We start from the raw sequence: 22,688 nt of genomic DNA, 5'->3' as shown, positions 1-22,688 counted from the left end.
TGGCAGACGACGTACCCACGACCTGTAGGGGAACCCTCTGTTGTCCCTTTATTCCTGCCTCGTCGAACGTGGAGCCCAAGGCAACGTTGGGTGCCATATAAAGCCCCAGTCCGCCCACCTGTACCTTCTTTAAAAAATTCCGTCTTTGCATCTAATCGATTATTTGATTTGAGTTACTGCCCCATAGAGGACCAAAAAAATATAAATATACCACTCATTTCCCTTAGAAATTACGGGGTAGCCATGAGCATCAACAGTGTGCCTGCCCAAAAATGATAATCTGTTATGCGACTTCATCCGTTGTTTAATTAAATGAGGAAAGATTGCGGCATAAGATCTAATTTATTTTATCTTTCTCGTCAAGGTAGAAGAAAGTTTTCTTGGCTTTTTCGGAATAAGTGTCAAAGAGATAATTTTTGGCACAACAAGCAGCCTTTCTCCATGATACTTATATATTTCTGCACTACTAAACTTGTTACATGCTTTTCAAAAAATAAACAGTTATTGCCCTGTTCCACCTGCACTTACAGTCTTTCTATTTTTATAAACCTTTAGTATTTTTTCGTCATAATCACTTGTTAGTATATCATTTTCAGTAAAACTTGTTATAAGTATGTTCTGGTCTGTCACCCTATTGTAATCGTACACCAGATATATTTTTCCGTCTTCATTTTCCTGTCCATCGGGATAGGAAACCCCCTTTCGCTGGTCAATCAGCAAACCCTTTGACCATGATTCCCCATCATCTTTTGAAATGAAAGCCATTAAATGAGAGCGTTCTGTTTTTATATCAATAGGGCCATGTTTAACCAGCAAAAGATTTCCTGATTTAAGTTTCCTGATAAACAATCTTGCACTTGGGTGTTGGATTTTAGAAGGGCTTAATTCACTCCAAGATTTACCTTGGTCTTTAGATATACTTTCGCCGACCCCGTATTTTGTACGCACAAGCATCCATAATGTTCCATCATTTCTTTCGATTATCATATGCTCATCATAAGACCGACTATCTTTCGGCACGTTAACCGCTCCTCTTTCGTGCCACGATAGTCCATTATCGGTTGATACTATCAACTTGGCTCTATTATCCGTCAACCGCCAGGTGGAAGCGGGTAAAACCCAATCCCCATTTGTTAGCACGGTTGGTTTACACATCATAATACCATCGGTCAACCTTTTCGGTTCGGACCATTGTGGACTTTCCGCCTCTGGATTGACACTTGTTATGGCCCAAACGCCCGCAACGGTTCCTTCATGACCGATAGCTTGTGCCCAAAAAACCCATAGTTTGCCAGTTGGGTCGATCCATATCTCAGGATCATATGCCCTGACTTCTCCCGGGCCATCTGGATCAATAACCAATGTCTCCGTCCAATTCTCTCCATCATCTGAACTAGAAGACACAACGACGTAGTTGTTTTGGTCTTCCTTGGGTGTTATACCGGTGTACCAAGTACTCCAAATTTTACCTCCATTACTTATTGCCATGCTGGGAATACCTGTGAATTGTCTTTTGGCTACCGAATGAATGGCTGATTTTTCCGGTAACACGATTACTTCCGGAGGGAGCAGAAATGAATCGTTGCTTTGGGCCAAGACCACTCCTGAAAGAAAGAAGTTTACGAGTACTATACAATTAATGATCAATTTTGATGTTTTCATCCTATTTTCTGATTTTCTATTTTACTAACTTGCTTCTGTCTTATTTCTTTTTTGACATCATTTAAATTGCTGATGCTCAAAACTTGGAAAAATACGGAACTTTTCAAGTTTAAATTAAATTTATTGATTTGTCTTTTTATTTTTTAGTGGTTTACTAATAATCATTTTCAATTGTGAAGATTGACTGATCAGTTTCTTTGCAAGAATATCTTCTTCTGTTATTTTACACATCAGTATTTCACCCAATTTAGAACGTTCATGATCATATGATATATAAATTTTGCCATCTGGGGCCTGAAATCCATCTGGATAAGAAATTCCTTCGCGCTCATCAATAATTAACCCACCCTTCCATGTTAGGCCCTCATCTTCAGATAACCAAGCGGATAAATTACTTCGGCCTTTATGGGAATCAATTTGTTCACCATGCTTGATAAGTAGTATTCGGCCCGACTTAAGACGACGAATAAAAAAACGGGCTACAGGGTGTGTGAACGTTGGAAATGAAGGCTCGGACCAAGTCTTGCCCTTATCAGAAGAAAAAGCCTGCATTACACCTTTTTTTGTTCGTGCCAGCATCCATATTCGACCATCGTTAAGCTCTATAAACATATGCTCATCCCAATCAGGATTCGGGAAACGTACATTTCCTCTGCGCTTCCATGTTTTCCCCTGATCGTTTGAGACAAATACGTTTGCGCCCCGCAGGGGCTCTAGGTCACGATGAACTTCTTCCAGATTCGGATTTCGTACCGATTTATTTGGGAACTCAACAGGTAAAAGCCATTCCCCATTGGAGAGAACGGTTGGTTTGTTCAATACTGCACCATGCGAAAGACGAACAGGTTCTGACCAAACCGGTGTATCCCCATCCGGATTTTCACAAATTGAAAACCATAGTCCTTGGCGACCATCATAATGGTCAAGTGTTTGATCAAAAAAGAGCCAGAGACGACCAAGCGGGTCTGTCCAAAAATTTCCTATAATTACACTGCGTGGAATAGGTAATGTGGGCGACTGACCGTCAACAACAAGTCGAGGCTTTGACCACGTATCACCGTCGTCATCACTAGTTGCCGCTACCATAAATGCCTTAGGGCCATCCTCTCCACCAATCCATGCAGACCAAAGCCGACCGCCGGGAGTGCGGGCGATGCCGATCGTCATACCGTAATCCAGTTGATCGTAATCATATTCCGGTAAGGGGCTCGAATTTATTTTTGGGGGAATCAACGAAAGATCGGCAATCCGTCTCCAAATATCAAGCTCGTATTCTTTAACTTCATCTTGAGTCATGGTTGAAAAATGTCTTGCTGGGTCGCTTTCCTTGTATTGAGCGAATATATTATGGTTGGAAACCATAAAACTCAGTACAAAAAATAAACCAGCCCGATAATCTATTTGTATCCATTTCATCATTGTAGTGCTATTGTTTATTTGCTTTCTGGGGTTTAATTACTCTTCATACCATAAACAAGACAAAAGAGGGAAAGTATTATTCCAATTTTCCAATCATAATACGTTCTTTACGGCTAGACGAAAAATCGCCCTGTGTTACGACAAGCCAGATATTATCATTGTGTTCAGCGAAACTGGGATACTGAAATGATTTGTTGGTCTTGAAGCTGTATTTACGTTCCCAGTTTTTCCCGTCACGGGATACATCAACATTAAATACACTACGATGTACACCATCAACCTCCGTTTCTTCTTGCCAACCTAGATAGTAAACCCCATTGAAATAATCAAAAGTTGGCTTTGAGTTTGTTCCGTTCGGAATAGAAGGTATTGGTTTGCCAAATGTCCAGTTTCGACCGTCTTTGCTTGTCGTAATGAGATAATTTTTATCGTCAACTTCGCTACGGCAAATTGCCATCCATGAACCATCAGGAAGACGGTTTACGGATGATTCCGATAACTGGGCCGATTGAGGTTCGTTGTAGTGACCGAGCACTTCAAAAGTATTGAGTTTCTTGTTCGCTACGGCCAACGCGTTTTGTCTGCCGGGAAAGTTGTTTAGCGCAACGTATATTCGCCCATCAAATTCTTTGAATGAGTCAAAGAGGTAGGCACCATAACCTACAGGTTTGTTACTAAATCCGTGAGCTTTGGCATCCGCATAAAAGTACACTGGCTTCATATCAAACGTACCCGCCGCAGTTTTAATTTTCACTTTATAAATCTTCTTTGAAAAGACACCTGATCGCAGATCATAATCAATATACCATACCTGTGAATGAGCTCTTTCACCTGATCGTTCACATACAAAGTAGCAGCGTAGCGTTTTCTTATCTTTCTGAATGATTCGCGGTATCCAGCATGGTCCTTTTGGAAGTTTAACATTCTTAAAGTTCTGTTCACTACGTGCAAAGGGAATTATCTTTTCTACTTCCAATGTCTCTAGATTGATGATAGACATTGCGGAATAAATAAAGTCCCAATTGCCAGCCTCCCCCGGTTTTACATCATTGACCTCCGCCACGACGTAGGCGTAGTTGTCTACTAAAACGAATTCGGCATCATGGGCCCCCTTGACTTTTGAATCGGTCACCTTGACCAATCGCTCAAGCACGGCATCGCCTTCAGAGGTGGGGTTCCAATCTTTCGGCAATATATCCTGCGCAGATAGAAATAATGAACTTACAATTGCAACCAATACCAATATACATTTCATATGTACAGCTTTTCGACGTAGGTCCCTGAATAAATTAGATATATCTTTTTTCTCTTTCTAGCAATGGTACTTTCTAAACACGACCTCAAAAAAAAGTCAGCAATGTCCTTAAAGGGGTAAGCCCATGGAAAGATGGTGCTCATCGCAGGGTACTTTTCAAAAATTTTCTCACTTCTGACTCGATTTTAGAGGTAAGACCATTTCTTCAGTAGTTTCTTTTGGCAATAGATAAGCATTCCCCCCTTTATCACAGAAATATATAGTTGATTCGGAGGGTTTTCGGCCATGCCCATCGGCCCAAATCCCGTAGAAATCATCCTGGCCATTTACGATTGATCTGACATAATTGTTATTTTGTTCACTCCCGGTCGTTATCTGCTTGATCTTTCTCCATGAAATCCCCATATCATCGCTTGTCCACATCGCAATTTCCCCGCCGGGGTTAAAATGTTGCGGACCTTGATCGGTCGGCGCAATAATGCGCCAATTATCCTTTTCTATGTAAATCGAACCCGTATCGTAATTGTTATCGGAGGTAATTACCTTGGAATTGTTCCATTTTTTATTATAACTGAAAACTTCCCAGGTTCGAGGATTATTCTTTGGCCCCGACTCATAACCTTTGCTCGACACAACCAATATCACAGGATTGCCCAGCTTGTCAAATTTGAGATCCTTCATGTAGCAGTTTAATCCTTCGGACTTGAAATCCTTTACCAATGCAGGGTTTTCAACGGTGGTCAGGGGAAGTTCCACTTTCTGTCCATCTACGCTGGTCCAAGTTTTACCAAAATCGTTAGTTTCAAGATAGTACAAATTCGTCCTATAATTAAGTCCTTTTCCCTCCGGGTGGTAGTTGAAAGCAACAGCGATTTTCCCCTCATGAACACCGCTCACCTGATAATGGCCCATGTCAATATGGGCAATCACTTTCCATTCATTCCAGTTCTCCCCATCTTTGCTTGTATTAAACCCGATAATGCGATTGCTCCATCCGTCATATTTAGTAAACATTGCCATAAACCCTTTGCCTTTTACATACCAAACCTGAAAATATGAGAAGTTATCGAAAGGAACTTTTTTCCCATTCGCGATTTCGGTCGCATCGAGAATTCTGAATTCGGTGATGTCATAAGGATTGACGCTTTTACTAACATACGAAGGCCGTCCAGTACCGTGGGAGGTAGAAAATATATAAATATACCCCGCATCATCCAGCGAAATTACCGGATTGTCATGAGCATCAGCGGTATGTTTATCTAAAATGGAGGTTGGATTGGCCACTTTACCCGTGGTATGATCAAAATAGGAAACATTGTGGAACAAGGTCGAATTTGTTTTATCAGTGCCGCCAAAGCAGAAGAAGGTTTTGTTCACTTTCTCGGAATATATTCCGAACGGACGATGTTTGGCAGTGTATGTAGCCATCCCTCCACTATATTTATACACATACTCATCGTTCGATGGTTGGTTCATATACCAGATTCCCCTGAACCCATTGGCTTTTATATTGAGTAATTCACCTTCGCCATACTGCGCGTCTGGATGAACCGTTTGCGCCAAACATATTTGCCCCATTACTGTAATCAATATAATGGCTAATAACCTATTTTTTTTCATACTGTTGGATTTAGAAACTTAAATACCTCGACCATTATAGGTTACCAGGTTCCTTATCAGGTTTTACGGTAATATTCAGAGACATATCGCGCCATTGAGCTTTTAAATGTTCATCGGTGATTTCATATTTTACCTCGTCATTTAATATTTTATCATTTGAGCCTCCAAAATGGAGAGTAAACGCCAAAACCGCTTTTTGCATTTCACTCAGACCAAAGTCTTTCTCTTCTCCTGAGTAAATAACAAAATCAACCCACTGATTCGAATCATCGCTTCCTTTCTCCCAATATCCACTATACGAGTCAAATTCACTAGAGAATAATTGTAGAAATAACTGCTTGTCTTCCACTGCCACTACAAACGAATCATTCACATTTGAGGGAAGTTCAATTTGTGCATTTCTACAATTACCCAATTCAAAGCGTAGTCGTATATCATGGGCTCTAAATTTTCCATTTTGCAATCGACCGATGCTAATATGTTTATCACCTCCATTGGTATTAAAATTAATTGCTGCCAGAACATTATTTTTACGCTGCTGGGCAAACATCGATGCCGAACTAAAATCATACCCATCGTGCAAAAGGCGAGCTTGTAGATAATGGGGATTCTCAACATCACCCCAGTAGGTTAAAAGTGGCCTTCGTTGGTTCCACATGCTGGAACGGTTTACACTTGAAATTGCATAATCGCTGGCTAAATAAGAAGTACCTATGCGTTGGGGCTCGTTTTTTTCAAAAATGTCTTTCTCAGTTCTTGGATAATCTGGATTCAAAAAATAATGCAGCAAAGCCTCAGGAATATGATGTTTTATTTTCACATTATTTCTCTTTTCTGCTATTCCGACATCGATTTTACCGTTCGAGGCCTCATTTAGTATTGAATAAAATGAAGGACGAACCAAAGTACTATACGAACGGCTATGAGGCCCCGACCATTGCCCACTGGGTTTATGATAATGTCTTGCAATCGTTTCCCATCCAATATAATAAAGGGAGTCAATCTGCTTCTTGTCGGCCGGTTCGACCACATGACTTTTCATTCGAAATAGTTCATCAAGTGCCACAATAGTATAAGTCGGACTATTATACTCGGTGAATCCTCCCTTGTCAAGCGTATAGTTGTAGAAGTTATTTAATCGATGCCGGGCATAGTCTTTCATCTCAGGCATATCGAACAAATGGGAAACCATATAGGTAACATAGGTGCCCATGATACATATATTGGTGTAACTTGGTTTCACATCCCTTTTTTGAATTGATTTTGCAGCAAGTATTAAGGAATTTTTTATTTCAGGCTTCAGATTTTCAGGGATTGTATTTTGATGCCCCAGCCAAACATCCAATAAACTAACTGCATTAAAATCGGCCCAATTATAATCGATGGGGGCTTTTTTGGTTGCCAAGGGTTCCTCAAGATAATAAGGCCAGACCCCACAAGATTTTGAAGTAGTATCTTGATCCTGTAAAGAAATTGTTTCCTTAATAATATCAAAAGCCCGATTTTGGTATTCTTTGCTTCCATGATCAAGTAGCATCACTGCATAATTGAACGAAGCTCTTACTTCATGAAAAGTCCCACTTTCCGCATCCGTATGATAATTCCACCCTGTCAACTCTTTGGTCAACATTTTCATATCAGAGTCATACCTTTTGTGCAGATCGGGAAGAAGTTCGGCCAAAGTAGCCTTATCCTCCTCCGTAAGTTTTGTAGGTTCAAATCGAATTATCCCATTATTAAAGCTTGATTCGCTACACGAAAAAAACAGGAAAGTTGAAATAATAAGAAATAGAATTGCTTTCATATAGTTAAGTTTTTAATAAAAAATAAAGTTGTCGCAATTTGATAATATCAGGCTATTAGTGCTTTATTTTAAAATCTTCGCAATAACAAACTACTGTTTCAAAGAATAGGTGTTATCTCATCAATAGTCTTTGTCATTATTTCATTTTACGATTACATCTAGCTTCAATATCTAAGCTGTTTATTTTTATTGTTACGTTCAACTTCAATATCGAATGCCTTTACCCTATCGCTTGAAAGCTTAGCTTTTTCCTTCCATTGTGAATCTCCATATACCCCGGCCTTGCCATAATCAAAAGGTTTAAATTTAATACGTCTTACATTTTTATTTTTTTGCAATGTAAAATTGTACGACTTAGGGTCTTTAAAGTGCGGATCTGCTATAATGCTACGGGAATCATGTCCTGTTTTTTTCTGCCATTGTTGAAATGATAGCCCTTCAAAATCATACTCATCCCCACTGGTGTTCCAGAACAAATTATTGTCCATAAACATATTCAGTTTTGTACAATTCCCCTCTAACACCGTTCCCTTATCAAAAAGTATAATATTGTTCGTAAAGTCAAATGACTTATGTTCTTCAACCCTAGTACACTTCATTTGAACTTTTTTGGCATATGCAAAGATGTTATTTCGGATACTATTGTTTTCACCATAGTGCTGATGAAACCCACCTGTTTTAGTGTTATATACCAAATTATTTTCCATTACGATATCGGACGACCCCTCATCGGTATAAAGGCCCCAACCGCCATAGGTATACGAGTTTATATCATGAACGATGTTATGACTTACCACCGTTCCTTCAGATTTCCCAAGGGTATATACACCCCCCATATCGCTGAGCAAAGCCCAACCGATATGATGAATGCGGTTATAGGTAATAGTATTTCGCTTCGCAGTGCTCGGTTTATAGCCCCATGTCCAACCTACGGATACCCCGGAATAATAGAAATCGCCAATATCATTATGTGTTATCTCGTTATCGGAACCATGACCGATCCAAACTCCAACGGCTGAAGGGAATTCCCTACTCCCACCTTGTAGAATATTATTGTGTACACGGATATGATGCGTATGATCAGGACCTCCTGTACCAGATTTTGTTCGATCAAAAATGCCGATATAGATCCCTCCCCCACCCAAGTCATTTAAATAGCAGTGTTCCACGAGGCTGTTGCTGCATCCTTTTCCAAACCAGATGGCATGCTGACCGGTATGCGAAATTTCACAATCTGCAAAGGTAATATCAGAGGCGCCTTCTAACATAATGGCCGCCGCATCTATTGCAACCCCCGCTTGATTCGGTTCGGATCCTGTTCTTGGAAAGCGATAATTGCAATGGGCAAACCGGAGACCTTCAAAACGGATATGCTTCACCAAATCATTTGCCGTGGCATTGCCCGAAACGGTAACCAAATTCTCCAATACCGGAACTACAATTTCTACATTCTCCAAGGTCTCCCCCTCACGGGGCTTATAGTACAGTGTACTATTTTTATCGAGAAACCACTCCCCGGGAGCATCTAAAGCCTTCCTATAATTCTCCAAAACCATACGACCTCCTTCAACCAGTGGATTCCAAGATTTCATTCCTCTGCCAGAGGTATAAATCCGACTACTATCTTTATCAATCTTATCCAGATGCCGTAAAGTAAAATCCCATTTATGGAATGCACGGAAACGGACCAGATCCATATCTCCATCCTCAATATTCATCACGGCATCTGCATTTTTGCCTTTAAAGGTCAGTACCTGTTGGGCCCTTTCGGCCATGCGCTCAGAACCCTGCTCCCAAATATGCTGTTCAACCCCACCAATTTCCAAGAAATCTTCGTTGGGAGTTCTGGCAAGTACGGCGCGTTTACCATTTACATACAATTGATCAAAACGTGAGCCGTAGTAGGCAAACTCCGATAATCTGGTCTCCCAAACTCCGTCTTCGCCCATCCTTAATCCGGATATTTTCTTACCCCCACTAAAAAGCGGCGCGGCATTTGGCAAAGCCTTGTATACCACAGGATATTCAGCCGATTCACCGCCATCTTCCGGAAGCAGTACAAAAGGTTCCTTCATCTCATAGCGGCCATCCCCTATCCAAATGGTAAAGGATGTAGGAGTGCTGTGGGCATCTCTATATTCGCTAATGGCATTACGGGCTCCGATCAAAGATGCCAATGGTTGTTCTTTTGTTCCCGGATTCGAATCATCTCCATTAGAAAAAATATAGAAAGAAACACCCTCATGTTCAGCGGATTGCCCGGATAGTTTAAAATTAGCCAAAACAACAAACAGCACTAGTATAACTTGTACTTTAGGTATTGATAATTTCATTTGCTGTGTTCATTTATTTTTTAATTATTTAGACCATAACCTCATAGTATTTAATGTATAAAGCTTAAACCGGTATTATCGGAGAAAGGCTATGCTTCCTATAAGGGAAAATTAGTTAAAGACAATATTCGTCATTTTAAATCGTAAGTATCTTCGGAATACCCAAACCACAAACCAAGGAGAATCCCTGCAAAACACTAAGTTTTACAGGAGACTCCTAAGATTCAACTCAACTAACTCAAAAAAACTAACTCAATATCCAGGGTTTTGCTCCAATACATCTGATCCCACCTTATCTATTTCAGCTTGGGGTATTGGTACATAGTTGAAAGTATCATCAAAGTTAAATTCGGGCCCTACCGCATTCACTTTCTCAACAAGCAAATCATACCTTTTAAGATCGGAATACCGATGCCCCTCAAATGCCAATTCTGATCTACGCTCTGCCAATGCCACTTCAATAAAAGCATCTAGCGAAGGAACATCTGCCAAAGTCAAATCTGCCAGCCCGGCCCTATTTCTAGTCTCATTTATTAAATCTAGGGATTGCTGTTGTGGAGCATTGGCGGCCATTGAAATTGCTTCGGCATATAGTAATTGCACATCCGCGAACCTTAACACTACAATATCCCCAATAAATCGGAAATCGGATAAATCATATCCAAAAAGATATTTTCTATTTTCGGCACGTAATTGAGTGGGGGTATAACCTAATGTTGCATCCCTTCTTAAATCTCCTGCTTCAAAAGATTCATAAAAGCCCGGTTTGTACAAAAAGTTACCTTGCACACCGGGAGTATCTTCAATATAAAGGTACTGCTGTGCCCAGTTATTGTTAGGTGCAGCAGGACTGAGAACAACGGAAAGCATATACTCATTTGATGACTTTTCGGCATCCAAAGTCCACATATCGGTCCAGTTAGTTTCCAATGATGCGCCGCTATTAGCCCATACATCTTCCAAAGCCGTTAGGGCATCCGACCATTTTTGACGCTGCATATACGCCTTGGCCAAATACGTTTCAGCATCATATTTATCGGCCCTTCCCGTATCAACAGTTTCTGGCAATAATGAAACTGCCTGTAACAAATCGGACTCCACAAGATCCCAAATTTCACCCTCGGTAGACCTCCCTAGCTGATATGATTCTTCAACAGAAAGATTTGTGGTGACCATGGGTACTCCCCCAAACCAAAGGTTCATTGTGTAGTAGGCGAAACCTCTTAGAAAATAGGCTTCCCCCTTTATCCGATCCTTTACCTCAGCATCCATCTCTACCAGGTCTATACCTTCCAATATGGTGTTAGCGGGGTAAACAATGGTTGAATATAAATTCCACCACCTACTTGTTGTATTGAGCCCGAATTGATTGGTAGCAATCTCATAATAATAATATTGCGTATTTGTAAGGTTATCAGCTCTGTATTCCTCTAAATTCATATTATCAATGACCTGACTAGAAAACCCGGAATAAACTCCGGCAATAGCCGTTTCGTAATCAGACTGATTTGTATAAAACCTATCGACTGTTCCATTATTTTGCGGGGGAAGTTCAAGAAAATCTTCGCTACATGAGGTCAATAAGTAAATAAAAGCAAATAGATATGTAGCTCTTTTAATTAAAGATATATTTTTCATAATTCTTCTAATTTTAGAAAGTAATATTTAATCCGAGAGTATAAGTTTTGGGTAATGGCGTAGTACCAAAATCATACCCCCAACTTCCGCTGGCAGAACCTTCAGATTGGCTAGCTCCCCTATTCGAAAGCCCTGGCCCGAATACACCTTCAGGGTTGAATCCGATATAATCCGTATTCAAATATAAATTATCAAGCGAAACATAAAATCTCAACCTTGATATATTGATTTTTTCCAAAACCTTTTTTGGCAAGTTGTACCCAAGGGTCACATTTTTAATTCGCCACCACGAGGCGTCATATAACCATCTATCTTGTTCCTCATCTGCCCCACTGGTTCCAGTATTAGATGTAATTTTGGGCGTTACACCATCGCCGGGGTCACTTTCCGACTTCCACCGATTGGCCCAAAAGGCGAACAAATTGTTATTGGTACTTGTTGGGCGGCCGTAATACCTGCTTTGTACATTATAGATTTCGTGGCCCCCTGCCCCATTGATGAATACATTAAGGTCAAAATCCTTATACTTAAAAGTGTTGGTAACTCCAAAATTATATTTAGGCGTTGGTTGTCCAACTATCGTACGGTCATCTTGATCCACATCTCCATCACCATCTTGATCTACGAAACGAACATCACCCACACCTTCATCCTTAAAAATGGGGCCTGCGTCTACCTCTGCCTGATTTTGAAAAATACCATCGGTTTCCCACATATAAAAGCTACCTATTGCTTCACCAATGCCGGTATAGCTAACGCTAGAGTACCATTCACCGTCAATGATAGGGGCATCATTAGGTCCCATTTTTAATACTTCATTTTTATTATACGAATAATTGAATTGTGTATTCCATTGAAAATCAGATGTTACTATGTTTTTTGAATTCAATTCTATTTCAATTCCCTTATTGCTTACTTCTCCAATATTCTGAATGGTAGAATTGAACCCAGAGGTTATAGGCAGAGGAACGGAAAGCAAAAGATCTTCAGTAAGCGCCTCATATACATCCACCGACATATTAATCCTATTCTTCAGGAATGATATATCAAGTCCCAAATTGGAAGTAGCGGTCTTTTCCCATGTAAGATCATCATTTGCAATGCTACCTGGTCTTAGACCACTAACGATTGCTTCTCCTGACCCAAGTGTGGTATTGGCAGTTGACAAGGTTGCGTAGTGCCTATAATTACCGATTCGATTATTCCCCGTTTGTCCGTAACTTCCCCTGAATTTTAGGTTGCTGATGATGTCAACATTCTCCATAAAAGCCTCTTCTCCAACATTCCATGCGACCGAAACTGCGGGAAATATACCCCACTTATTGTTCGACCCAAATCGTGAACTACCATCTCTACGTATACTGGCCGACAATAAATAGCGTGAATCATAACCATACGTTGCCCTACCGAACATTGAAACCAAGGACCATTCATTAATTGATTCGCCCCAACTGGGAATTTCTGTGGCATTGTTCAAGGTCAACGATAAGTCATTGGGAAAACCACGGCCAGAAATACGCGAAAACTCAGAATGCTCTTTCTGAGCACTATAGCCCAATAATCCAGTGATGGAATGTTCATTGAACTGCTTCGCATAATTGAGGGTAGACTCTATGGTCCAATTACTTGCATAGTAATTTGATATGTCGGCGGAAGAAGTCCCCAAACCTAGTATAATATCTTTTCTATCGGTGTACTTCTCTGCATTATATCTATAATAAGCGGCCGTTTTAAAATTTAATCCATCCGCTAGATTAAGATTGACATAGGCATTTACTAGGGCTTGTGGTCTGATGTACTTTTGTTCTAAATTCTCTAATGTGTAAATACGATTTGCTGCCTGATTAATTCCGTAATATTGCGCATAATCATTTCTAAATGTGAATCCGTCATCCAAGAAATAGTAGTCTTTTCCGTCTACAAGGGCTCCATTATTTAAAGAGAGGTTCACTCCTTTGTCCTTTCCTTCTGCGTTGGCATCTATCTGTGTTGAGCTGCTTGCGGAAACTATCAGGCCAACATCGATAAGATCATTTACTTTCGATATTAGATTGGTTCGTATAGAGAATCTTTCAAAGGAAGTGCCAACCGTAATACCTTCTTGGTTTAAATAATCAAGTGACATGAAATAATTCGTGCTTTCATTACCTCCCGTAAGAGATATATTATGATTTTGCATGGGAGCTATTCGAAATATATGATCTTGAATATTGTAATCCCCAACATTCCCCGTCAACCAGTTGGGGTCAATTCTACGGTTGTTCGGCCTACTATCGTTAGGAGTATTCGGGTCACCACCCTCGCTTTCCCACTCCCAAGTTCTGCGTTCTGCAAGTATCTCACCCAATTCAGGACCGCTGACAAAATCAATCAACTTTTCAGCCTGCTGAAAACCAAAATATGTATTGTACGTAATAGCGGGCTTGCCTGACTTGCCTCTTTTTGTGGTAACGATAATAACACCATTGGAACCTCTTGAACCATATATCGCGGCGGCGGCGGCATCCTTAAGGACTTCTATACTTTCTGCGTCGCTCATATTTATATTCGCGACTATCGAGGCATCTTCTATTGGCATTCCGTCAACGACCCACAGCGGCTGGTTTCCCTCTGTTATGGAGCCAGTACCTCGAATTCTTATAACGGGCGCCGCACCGGGCATGCCACTTGTTTGCTGAACTGTTACCCCAGCCAATTTTCCCTGCAAGGCCTCATCAACCCTTGACACTACCCTATTCTGAATATCCGTACCACTTACTTGGGCAACGGAAGAGGTTAAATCTCTTTTTTTCACTGTACCGTACCCCACAACCACTACCTCATCCAACCCAGCTGCACTTTCTTCCAACATCACCGCTATATCCTTCTGCCCGTTCACAGATATTTCTTTGTTCGCATAACCGATATAGGAAACTACTAGAACCGCATTTTCGTTTTCTACAGAAATTGAAAAATTACCGTCAAAATCAGCGGTTACTCCATTTGTCGTACCTTTTTCTATAATATTTGCACCTGGTAAAGGAATTCCCTCGGAATCAGTTATTGTTCCATTTATTAAGTGTTGTACAATGAGGTATGGAGCGCTCCGAGAATTGGCTTTTGACGATGAAACTTGTTTATTGTACTCTTTCTTTAGAAGTATTTGCTTTCTGAGTACTTCATAGCCAATACTCGTATCTTTAAAGAGTTCATCTAAAATATTGGAAATTTTTTCTTTATCTACTTTTACACTTACCTTTCTCTTGATATTTATTTTTTGGGTATCAACAAAAAATTTAAACTCGCTTTTCGCCTCTATTTGATCTAGAACATCCCCCAAATTGACATCATTCATTTCTAGGGTAATACGTGTATTTTGAGAGTAGGTGGTCGCATGGATCTGAAAGATGGACATTAAAATTAAAAATGCGGATAATTTCATTTTAAGATCCCATTTTAGGGTACACACAGGTGGACACCCAATTATAATAGGTTTTTTCATACTTTTGTAATGTTTAAAATTGGTTAATTAAGTTTAACCATAACCTTAATCGGGAAATGTTACGAGCATTTTCCGGTTTTTTGATTACGGTGGTTGCATGCGATGCTTATATTATTTTTTATCCATAGGCGCTTTGGAATACTTTATTATTATTTGATTGTCTTCGATTTTATATTCTATCCCGTAAGTTCGGTCTAAAATCTCCAATATTTCCTCTATACTCTCATCCGAGAAATATGCGTTAAAAGTATTTTTATCTAAAGCTTCATTCGAATTAATTATGGAAACATTGTAGTGTCGCTCTAACTTTTTGCGCATCTCACTAAAAGGAGTATTCCTAAATATTAGTTTATCTTGCACCCAAGAGGTATAGATACTCGTGTCTACATCATCTACTTTGAAATCTTTATCTCCTTTACGCCATACCCCTCTTTTCCCGGGCAGAAGTTTCACCTGTCCCATTTCATCATTTGGCCCCATTGAATCGTACAATTGTACACTTCCAGAGACCAAAACAGTACTTATATGGTCATCTTCGGAGTAAGCGGAAACATTAAATTCCGTACCCAACACTTTTACATCAACAGCACCCGTATTTACTACGAATGGACGTGCCTCATCCTTTGAAACTTTAAAAAAAGCCTCTCCTTTTAGAATAACTTCCCTAGGTTCATTCTTAACAAAATGGATAGGATATCTTATACTAGAACCGGAATTCAGAAACACCAACGTACCATCGGAAAATTCCAATTCAAACTTTTTTCCGTAAGGTACCTTTAATTCATTATACTTTAAAGATTCCACTTCTTTAACCGGCCTATATACTATTTTTTCATGCGTTTGAACGGCAATTACCTGTCCATCGGAATCCAAAATATTACTACTTTCAGACTCCTTCAATTTCTCCACGGTTCCATCTGTCAAATAGAGATTAGCCGCCTCATCCGATATTTGCAAAGTTGCTTCAGTGGCATTAGATTTTTGCAGTACTGTAAAGACAAGCCCCAACCCTATAAATCCCACAAAAAGAGCCGCATATTTAAACCAGATTTTGTGATAGTTATGCCTAACTTTTTTTTTCTTTTTTTCTTTTGATTTTATTTCAACCAAAAAATCTTCAAATGCTTGTTGAGAATTAATATTTGAATACTTCTTAAATAATAAAAAATCAATTTCCATGGCATTGATAAAATGTTTCTTAACCTCTTCAAAAGGATAATCCTTTATCAGTTCGAACATCTGAATATCATCAATTTTGCCATCAAAATAATCCCGGACAAGATATTCCAAAGTATCATTTTCCATATATCGTGATTATCATATACACAACTATGACCCTTTTTTTATCCTAAACCCTACATTTTTTTTGAATATTTTTTAATTTCCAATAATATTTGATAATCTTTTGCAAGATTTACATAAAATATTATAACTAATTACTTTTCCATTTGGTCAAAACAGACATCATATTACTCGATAGTTTAAAAAAGGGTGAGGAAAGGGCGTATAAACAACTATACAATCTCTATTACCATAATCTCGTGGTATACTGTTCCAATTTAACCAAAGATCAAGCCAGAGCCGAAGACATCGTACAACAAACCTTTGTAAAACTTTGGATAAAAAAAGACTCTTTACAAATTCAATCATCAATTAAGGGTTATCTATATCGTGCTGTTTATAATACTTTTCTGAAGGAATATCAAAAAGTAAAAAAAGAGGAGAGAGCCCTTATAGAAATGAAAAACAATGCTTTACTCAGTCTAGTCGACGACATAGAAAATATTGATCAACAAAGAATAAAACTTTTAGAATCTGCAATAGAACAATTACCGAGAAAAAATCGGGAAATATTCTTACTCAGTAAAAAATCGGGATATAAATACAGAGAAATAGCACTTCAAATGGATATTTCTGAAAAAGCTGTGGAAAAACACATCAGTAGGGCCAAAAAATCAATAAAAAATTGGTTCGAAAACCATAAGGTAGTCATGTTATTTACCCTATTAAAATCTAAACTATAATTTCACCATTAAGGTATATGCCCCTTCAACGATTAATTTATAAGTACATAAAAATTAATAGTTTGTTTAGTTTTATAGCCCTTATGAAAGTGGCAAGGTTACACATAGGTTTTCTTACTGCTTTAAATCCTCTCCAAACAATAAAAAGAAAATACCATTCATTTTACCATCGAGGGTATTACGTAAAATCGAAAAAGCCTTCGTAATATGGCCTTCAACAGATTTAGTTGATATATTCAGGTAATCAGCAATCTCATGGTTCGTAAGGCCCTCTTGTTTACTCAGCAAAAAAGCTTGCTTACATTTGGGCGGGAGGTTCTCAATTTCATTTTTTACATATACAATTATTCTTTCCAAGGAATTTTCCGAATCCTCTTGTACAAAAAATTTAAGGGTGTCGATATGCACCTTTTCCAAAGAAAAAACAGTTCTCATTTTTCGATATTGGTCAATAAAGCCATTGTAAACAGATTTGTATAAATAATTAGTCAGATCAATATCATCCTTTAACTTTTTACGTTGTTTCCAGATTTTGATAAAAACGTTCTGTACAATATCCTCAGATAAGTCATAATCCCTAATAAGTCCGAAGGCATAAGTACACAACTTATGATGGTAGGTTTCCACCAAATAGGTATATGCCTCTGAATCCCCCTTTTTTAGACCTTGAACAAAATCGGCCTCAGTGGTAAAATTAATTTGCATATGTGAAAATTGAAACAATTACGGTGTATGGTTGCCAAATTATAAAAATATTTACCAAAAAAGCAAGGGTTATGTAAAATTGATGCGTTTAGATTAAGGAATCATATGAAGTATGTCTAAAACAATTAAAACTCTTATAGTAAAATACCTTACGAAAGAAGCATCCATATCTGAGCTGGATAAACTTTCTAAATTGATTGAAAACCCTTCTCATAGAGAGGAGCTAATTAGACATATAAAAATCAACCATGCAATCGATTTCAATATGAAAAAGTTTGGTACTGACAATTCCAAGAGGCGGCTGCTGGAGTATATAGAACAGGAAAAGAAAACCCATAGGAGGCGAAAAGTATTTAATTTGGTAAAATGTGCTGCTGTAATACTATTGTTTTTTGGTCTCGGGTATTTTTATAAAAACGGATTGCAGCAAAAAATCCCAGATCCCTTGAACACCAAAAAAATGAACCCGGTAGCCTTACGGGATTCAATAACAGTAGGTTCCGACAAGGCCACCCTCACCTTGGAAGACGGCACTCAAATCGATTTAGAAAAAGGAAAGGCCCTACATACCAAGCATATAAAAAGCAATGGGGAAAAACTGGAATATGATTCCACCAACAGTTCCAATACCGAGATAGTCTATAATTATCTTACTATCCCGCGAGGAGGTCAATTTCACCTGAAATTGGCTGATGGGACCTTGGTTTGGCTCAATTCGGAGAGCCAGTTAAAATATCCGGTGGAGTTTATCGAGGGTAAGACACGGGAAGTAGAACTGGTCTACGGCGAAGCCTATTTTGAAGTGTCGCCCAGTACAGAACACAAGGGTGCTACCTTTAAGGTGCTAAACCCCTCACAAGAGATAGAGGTATTGGGAACAGCGTTCAATGTAAAAGCCTATCGAGACGAAAAGAATATTTATACCACCTTAGTCGAAGGGGAAATAAGTATTGGGGCTGGCACTACAAAGCAGATTCTAAAACCGAATCAGCAGTCGAACGTAAATCTTGAACACATGAATATTACTATAATTCCTGTGAATGTAGCTTATGAAATATCATGGAAAAAAGGGTTCTTCAGTTTTAAAGGGAAATCCTTGGAAGCTATTGCCAAAGTGCTATCTCGTTGGTACGACGTAAATATTATATTTTCTAAGCCAGAACTTAAAAATGTTAGGTTTAACGGTGTCTTAAGCAAAGAAGAAACAATCGACGAAATATTAAATAGTATTCTGACTACCAATTCGATAGAGGCCTATGAAATAAAAAATAAAGAAATTACCATAAAATAAAGAAAAGGAATAAAGTTTATACCTGGACAGTACTGCGCTTTATCCCCTCTTTGCATCAATTGATTAATAATTGTTTAACCAACAGACACTCAAATTTATGAAAATTAAATTTACTAACAATCTCTTCCGCCAGCGGAAAGAGCTACTAAAGTTCATCATGAGAACCTTTATTTTCTTGCTTTGTTCCACTGCTTTTGGCTTCACTTCAGGTGAAATTTTTTCTCAGAAAACCAAAATCCAAATTGACAGGGATCAGTTGGCATCTATCGACGAGGTCTTCGATTTGTTAAGGGATCAGACCGACTATACCTTTATATATCAAGAGGATCTTTTCAAGAATGTGCCCAAAGTAAGACTAAAAAAAGGAACCATTCGAGCAAACAAATTATTGGAAACCTGTTTCTCGGGCAAAGATTTTAAATTAAATCTTAATGGTAATAAAATTGTAATAATTCCAACCCATTCTTCAAGCGAAGAACGGCAAACATTAACTATTTCAGGAAAGGTCTTAGATACGGAAGGACATCCCCTTCCCGGAGCTAATATCATTGAGAAAGGTACCACTAATGGAACCCAAGCAGATTTTGACGGTAATTTCACTATTGAAGTTAAAGATACAAATGCCATTTTAGTGTTCTCCTATATCGGTTTTGCATCAAAAGAAGTGGTTTTAAATGAACAAACAGAACTCAATGTTACGCTTAGCGAAAGTGCGGCGGGATTAGACGAAGTAGTGGTCGTAGGCTACGGTACGCAAAAAAGACAAGCCGTAACCGGTGCGGTTGCAGTAGCCGATCTAGAGACCTATAGAGAGGTTCCCGTCAATAATGTACTTGAAACCGTAAAAGGTACGCTACCCGGGTTAAATGTGGGAAGTGTGAATACCGCAGGAGCTGTAGCCGGTTTAAGCATTAGAGGACAAAACTCTTCCTCAGCAAGCAATACCCCTTTGATTGTTGTTGATGGCGCCATTTTTAATGGAAGTCTAGCAGATATAGCCGCTAATGATATTGAAAATCTTACCGTACTTAAAGATGCGAGCGCCGCTGCGGTATATGGCTCCCGGTCTGCCAATGGTGTAATACTAATAGACACCAAAAAAGGAAGGGGAATAGATGGAAAGCCGCGCTTTGATGTAAAATTCAGCAATGGTATGAGCAATCAGCTGAAGCCCTTGGAAGTCTATGACGCAGAGGGATATCTTCAACGAATATTGGATATCAGGGCAAATCAAGGCTTAGAAGCAGACCCGAATAGAATTAGATTTTATTTGCAAGAGGAGGAACTTAAAAATTATGACGCCACTGCCGACCACAGACCGACTTTAATAGATGCTTTCGATTTAATAAATCAAGCGGGATATATCTACAATACAACAGTTAGTGTTGCCAATAGCACTGAAAACACCAATTATTATATTGCCGGAACCTTGGTAAAGCAAAAAGGAGTAGTAATAAATGATGAATATAAAAATATTTCCGGCCGTGTCAATATTGACAGTGACTTGACCGATTGGTTTAACTTGGGGGTAAAGAGTTTTTATAGCCTAAGGGATTATTCAGGAGATTCACCCGGGATGTACAGAGCGACTCACTTCAGCCCCTATGCCTCGGTATATAACGATGATGGCTCTTATAAGCAGTTTCCTCAATCCACCACTTCCTTTAACAGCCCTTTCTGGGAAATAGCAACAGAAGATACCGATATAAGAAATAATCTTTCCGGGGTAATTACCAGTGTCATTAAAATACCATGGGTCAAGGGCCTTACCTATCAGACAACTTTTTCGAATACTTTACGATGGGATGAAAGAAATGAATTTTTTGACAAAAACACCATAGATGGAAAAGGTAAAAACGGAATAGGACGACGTACCTATTCACGGTATTATAATATGTTGTTCGACAACTTTCTAAAATACAATAACTCCTTCAATAAACATAATGTCGATGTCACGCTACTCTTTTCAAAAGAGCATTCTTCTTCTGAAAGTTTATATGCCTATGCCGAAGATTTTGACAATACTACACTCGGTACGTATGCCCTAGAAAATGGAACAACCCAGATTGTAAACACAGGTGGTGGTGAAACGGATGCCAGAGGTTTGATGGCCCGTGCAACGTATGGCTACGACAATAGGTACTCATTAACAGGTACGGTGCGTCGAGACGGTTATTCTGCATTCAGCAAAAATAAAAAATGGGGCGTATTTCCATCTGTGGGTTTTAACTGGAACATTTCCAATGAAAACTTTATGGCCAATGTAGATAAAATCGACAACTTAAGCCTTCGCCTATCATATGGTTCAAATGGAAACCAATCGATCAGTGCCTATAGCACACTTGCAAAAGTGTCCACATCCCAATACATTTTTAATGGTTTGGACTCCTACGCGCTGACCCAATACATTTCATCTTTGGCCAATGACAACTTGGGGTGGGAAACCACGACCGGCACCAACCTTGGGTTAGATTTCGGTTTTTTCAATAATAGAGTTCGAGGTTCTATAGACGCTTATAGCACCAAGACCAACGATTTAATATTCAACCTTTCACTTCCGTTAGCTTCAGGCAATAGCAGCATCAACTCTAACATTGGCGAAATACAAAACAAAGGAATTGAAGTTAACTTAAGTACACTGAATGTCGACAAAGAGAACTTCAAATGGTATTCCGATTTTGCATTTTCCCTGAACAGAAATAAAGTCGCCTCAATTTTAGGTAAAGACAATGACGGCGATGGAAAGGAAGATGACCTTATCAATGACGGCTATTTTATTGGCGAATCTTTGGGCTCTATCTATACCTATGATGTGACGGGCATATGGCAGCAAGAAAATGTCGACAACGGCAGTATTATGGCCGGAATGCGCCCTGGAGATTTTATCTTGGAAGATATCGATGGTGACGGCACTATTTCTTCAGATAAAGACCGGCAAATCATCGGCAACTCAAACCCTAATTTCCGGTGGAGTTGGACCAATACGCTAAAGTATAAAAACTTATCCTTAATGCTCTATTTCTATTCAATATGGGGTGGAAACGACTGGTATTTATCCGGCAACAACGACCCCTACAACGATGGATATGTAGGTGCAGCCAACATTAACCGTCCGGTATATGATTATTGGACCCCGACGAATACTAATGCTGAATTTCCCAGTACCGATTACGGTAACGCTCCATTTAGGGGGACAAAGTACATTGACCGAAGTTTTATCAAATTGCAAAAGGTGGCCCTAACCTACGACGTTACAGAGTTCGTTAAACCTTGGGGGCTAAACGGATTAAGTTTTTCACTTAGCGCAGATAACTTGGCCACGTACGCTCCACATTGGAACGGTCTAGATCCGGAAACCGATAGTGGGTTGAGCGATACGGCAATACCATCCATTCGCACCGTACTACTTTCAATGGCATTAAGCTTTTAAAGTTTAGAACGCTCAATGTGTAAATT

The 22,688-nt window shown here is 39.2% G+C and carries 13 protein-coding genes; 3 read left to right on the top strand and 10 right to left on the bottom strand.

Going from position 1 to position 22,688, the window contains the following annotated elements; translation table 11 throughout:
- Positions 1-501: 501 nt before the first annotated feature.
- The 9 genes from AACZ88_RS09660 to AACZ88_RS09620 form a co-directional block, all read right to left on the bottom strand.
- Positions 502-1,662, bottom strand: a complete 1,161-nt coding sequence (locus AACZ88_RS09660; protein WP_339709296.1) for a sialidase family protein — start codon at positions 1,660-1,662, stop codon at positions 502-504.
- 120 nt (positions 1,663-1,782) lie between these two features.
- Entirely contained in the window at positions 1,783-3,024 is a 1,242-nt protein-coding gene (locus AACZ88_RS09655; protein ID WP_339709295.1) for a sialidase family protein, read from the bottom strand.
- A gap of 133 nt (positions 3,025-3,157) precedes the next feature.
- A complete protein-coding gene (locus AACZ88_RS09650; protein WP_339709293.1) occupies positions 3,158-4,336 on the bottom strand; it encodes a sialidase family protein in 1,179 nt (392 codons plus the stop codon).
- Positions 4,337-4,504: 168 nt separating this feature from the next.
- Positions 4,505-5,956 (bottom strand): BNR-4 repeat-containing protein, encoded by a 1,452-nt coding sequence (locus tag AACZ88_RS09645; RefSeq protein WP_339709292.1) that lies wholly within the window; start codon positions 5,954-5,956, stop codon positions 4,505-4,507.
- 34 nt (positions 5,957-5,990) lie between these two features.
- Entirely contained in the window at positions 5,991-7,760 is a 1,770-nt protein-coding gene (locus AACZ88_RS09640; protein WP_339709291.1) for a hypothetical protein, read from the bottom strand.
- 164 nt (positions 7,761-7,924) lie between these two features.
- The gene (locus tag AACZ88_RS09635; RefSeq protein WP_339709290.1) at positions 7,925-10,093 is read right to left on the bottom strand and encodes a right-handed parallel beta-helix repeat-containing protein; all 2,169 of its coding nucleotides are present in this window, start codon (positions 10,091-10,093) and stop codon (positions 7,925-7,927) included.
- A 252-nt stretch (positions 10,094-10,345) separates the two neighbouring features.
- Positions 10,346-11,731: a RagB/SusD family nutrient uptake outer membrane protein gene (locus AACZ88_RS09630; RefSeq protein WP_339709289.1), complete on the bottom strand. Its 1,386-nt coding sequence runs from the start codon at positions 11,729-11,731 to the stop codon at positions 10,346-10,348.
- Between the two features lie 13 nt (positions 11,732-11,744).
- On the bottom strand, positions 11,745-15,152 hold the full coding sequence (locus AACZ88_RS09625; RefSeq protein WP_339709288.1) for a TonB-dependent receptor: 3,408 nt from the start codon (positions 15,150-15,152) through the stop codon (positions 11,745-11,747).
- 171 nt (positions 15,153-15,323) lie between these two features.
- The gene (locus tag AACZ88_RS09620) at positions 15,324-16,517 is read right to left on the bottom strand and encodes a FecR domain-containing protein (protein ID WP_339709287.1); all 1,194 of its coding nucleotides are present in this window, start codon (positions 16,515-16,517) and stop codon (positions 15,324-15,326) included.
- Between the two features lie 143 nt (positions 16,518-16,660).
- On the opposite strand from AACZ88_RS09620, the gene AACZ88_RS09615 reads away from it, so the two are divergent.
- Positions 16,661-17,236, top strand: coding sequence for an RNA polymerase sigma-70 factor (locus AACZ88_RS09615; RefSeq protein ID WP_339709286.1), 576 nt, complete (start codon positions 16,661-16,663; stop codon positions 17,234-17,236).
- 114 nt (positions 17,237-17,350) lie between these two features.
- On the opposite strand, the gene AACZ88_RS09610 is transcribed toward AACZ88_RS09615, so the two are convergent.
- Entirely contained in the window at positions 17,351-17,941 is a 591-nt protein-coding gene (locus AACZ88_RS09610; protein ID WP_339709284.1) for an RNA polymerase sigma-70 factor, read from the bottom strand.
- Between the two features lie 112 nt (positions 17,942-18,053).
- Between AACZ88_RS09610 and AACZ88_RS09605 the strand changes: the two genes are divergently transcribed.
- Together AACZ88_RS09605 and AACZ88_RS09600 are read left to right on the top strand one after the other, a co-directional pair.
- A complete protein-coding gene (locus tag AACZ88_RS09605) occupies positions 18,054-19,232 on the top strand; it encodes a FecR family protein (protein WP_339709282.1) in 1,179 nt (392 codons plus the stop codon).
- Positions 19,233-19,389: 157 nt separating this feature from the next.
- The gene (locus AACZ88_RS09600) at positions 19,390-22,662 is read left to right on the top strand and encodes a SusC/RagA family TonB-linked outer membrane protein (protein WP_339709280.1); all 3,273 of its coding nucleotides are present in this window, start codon (positions 19,390-19,392) and stop codon (positions 22,660-22,662) included.
- Positions 22,663-22,688 lie beyond the last annotated feature (26 nt).

This window comes from uncultured Kriegella sp. (genome assembly GCF_963975415.1).
Classification (GTDB): domain Bacteria; phylum Bacteroidota; class Bacteroidia; order Flavobacteriales; family Flavobacteriaceae; genus Kriegella.
The sequence above is the reverse complement of the archived record's forward strand: the minus strand, read 5'-3'. Positions and strand labels throughout refer to the sequence as shown.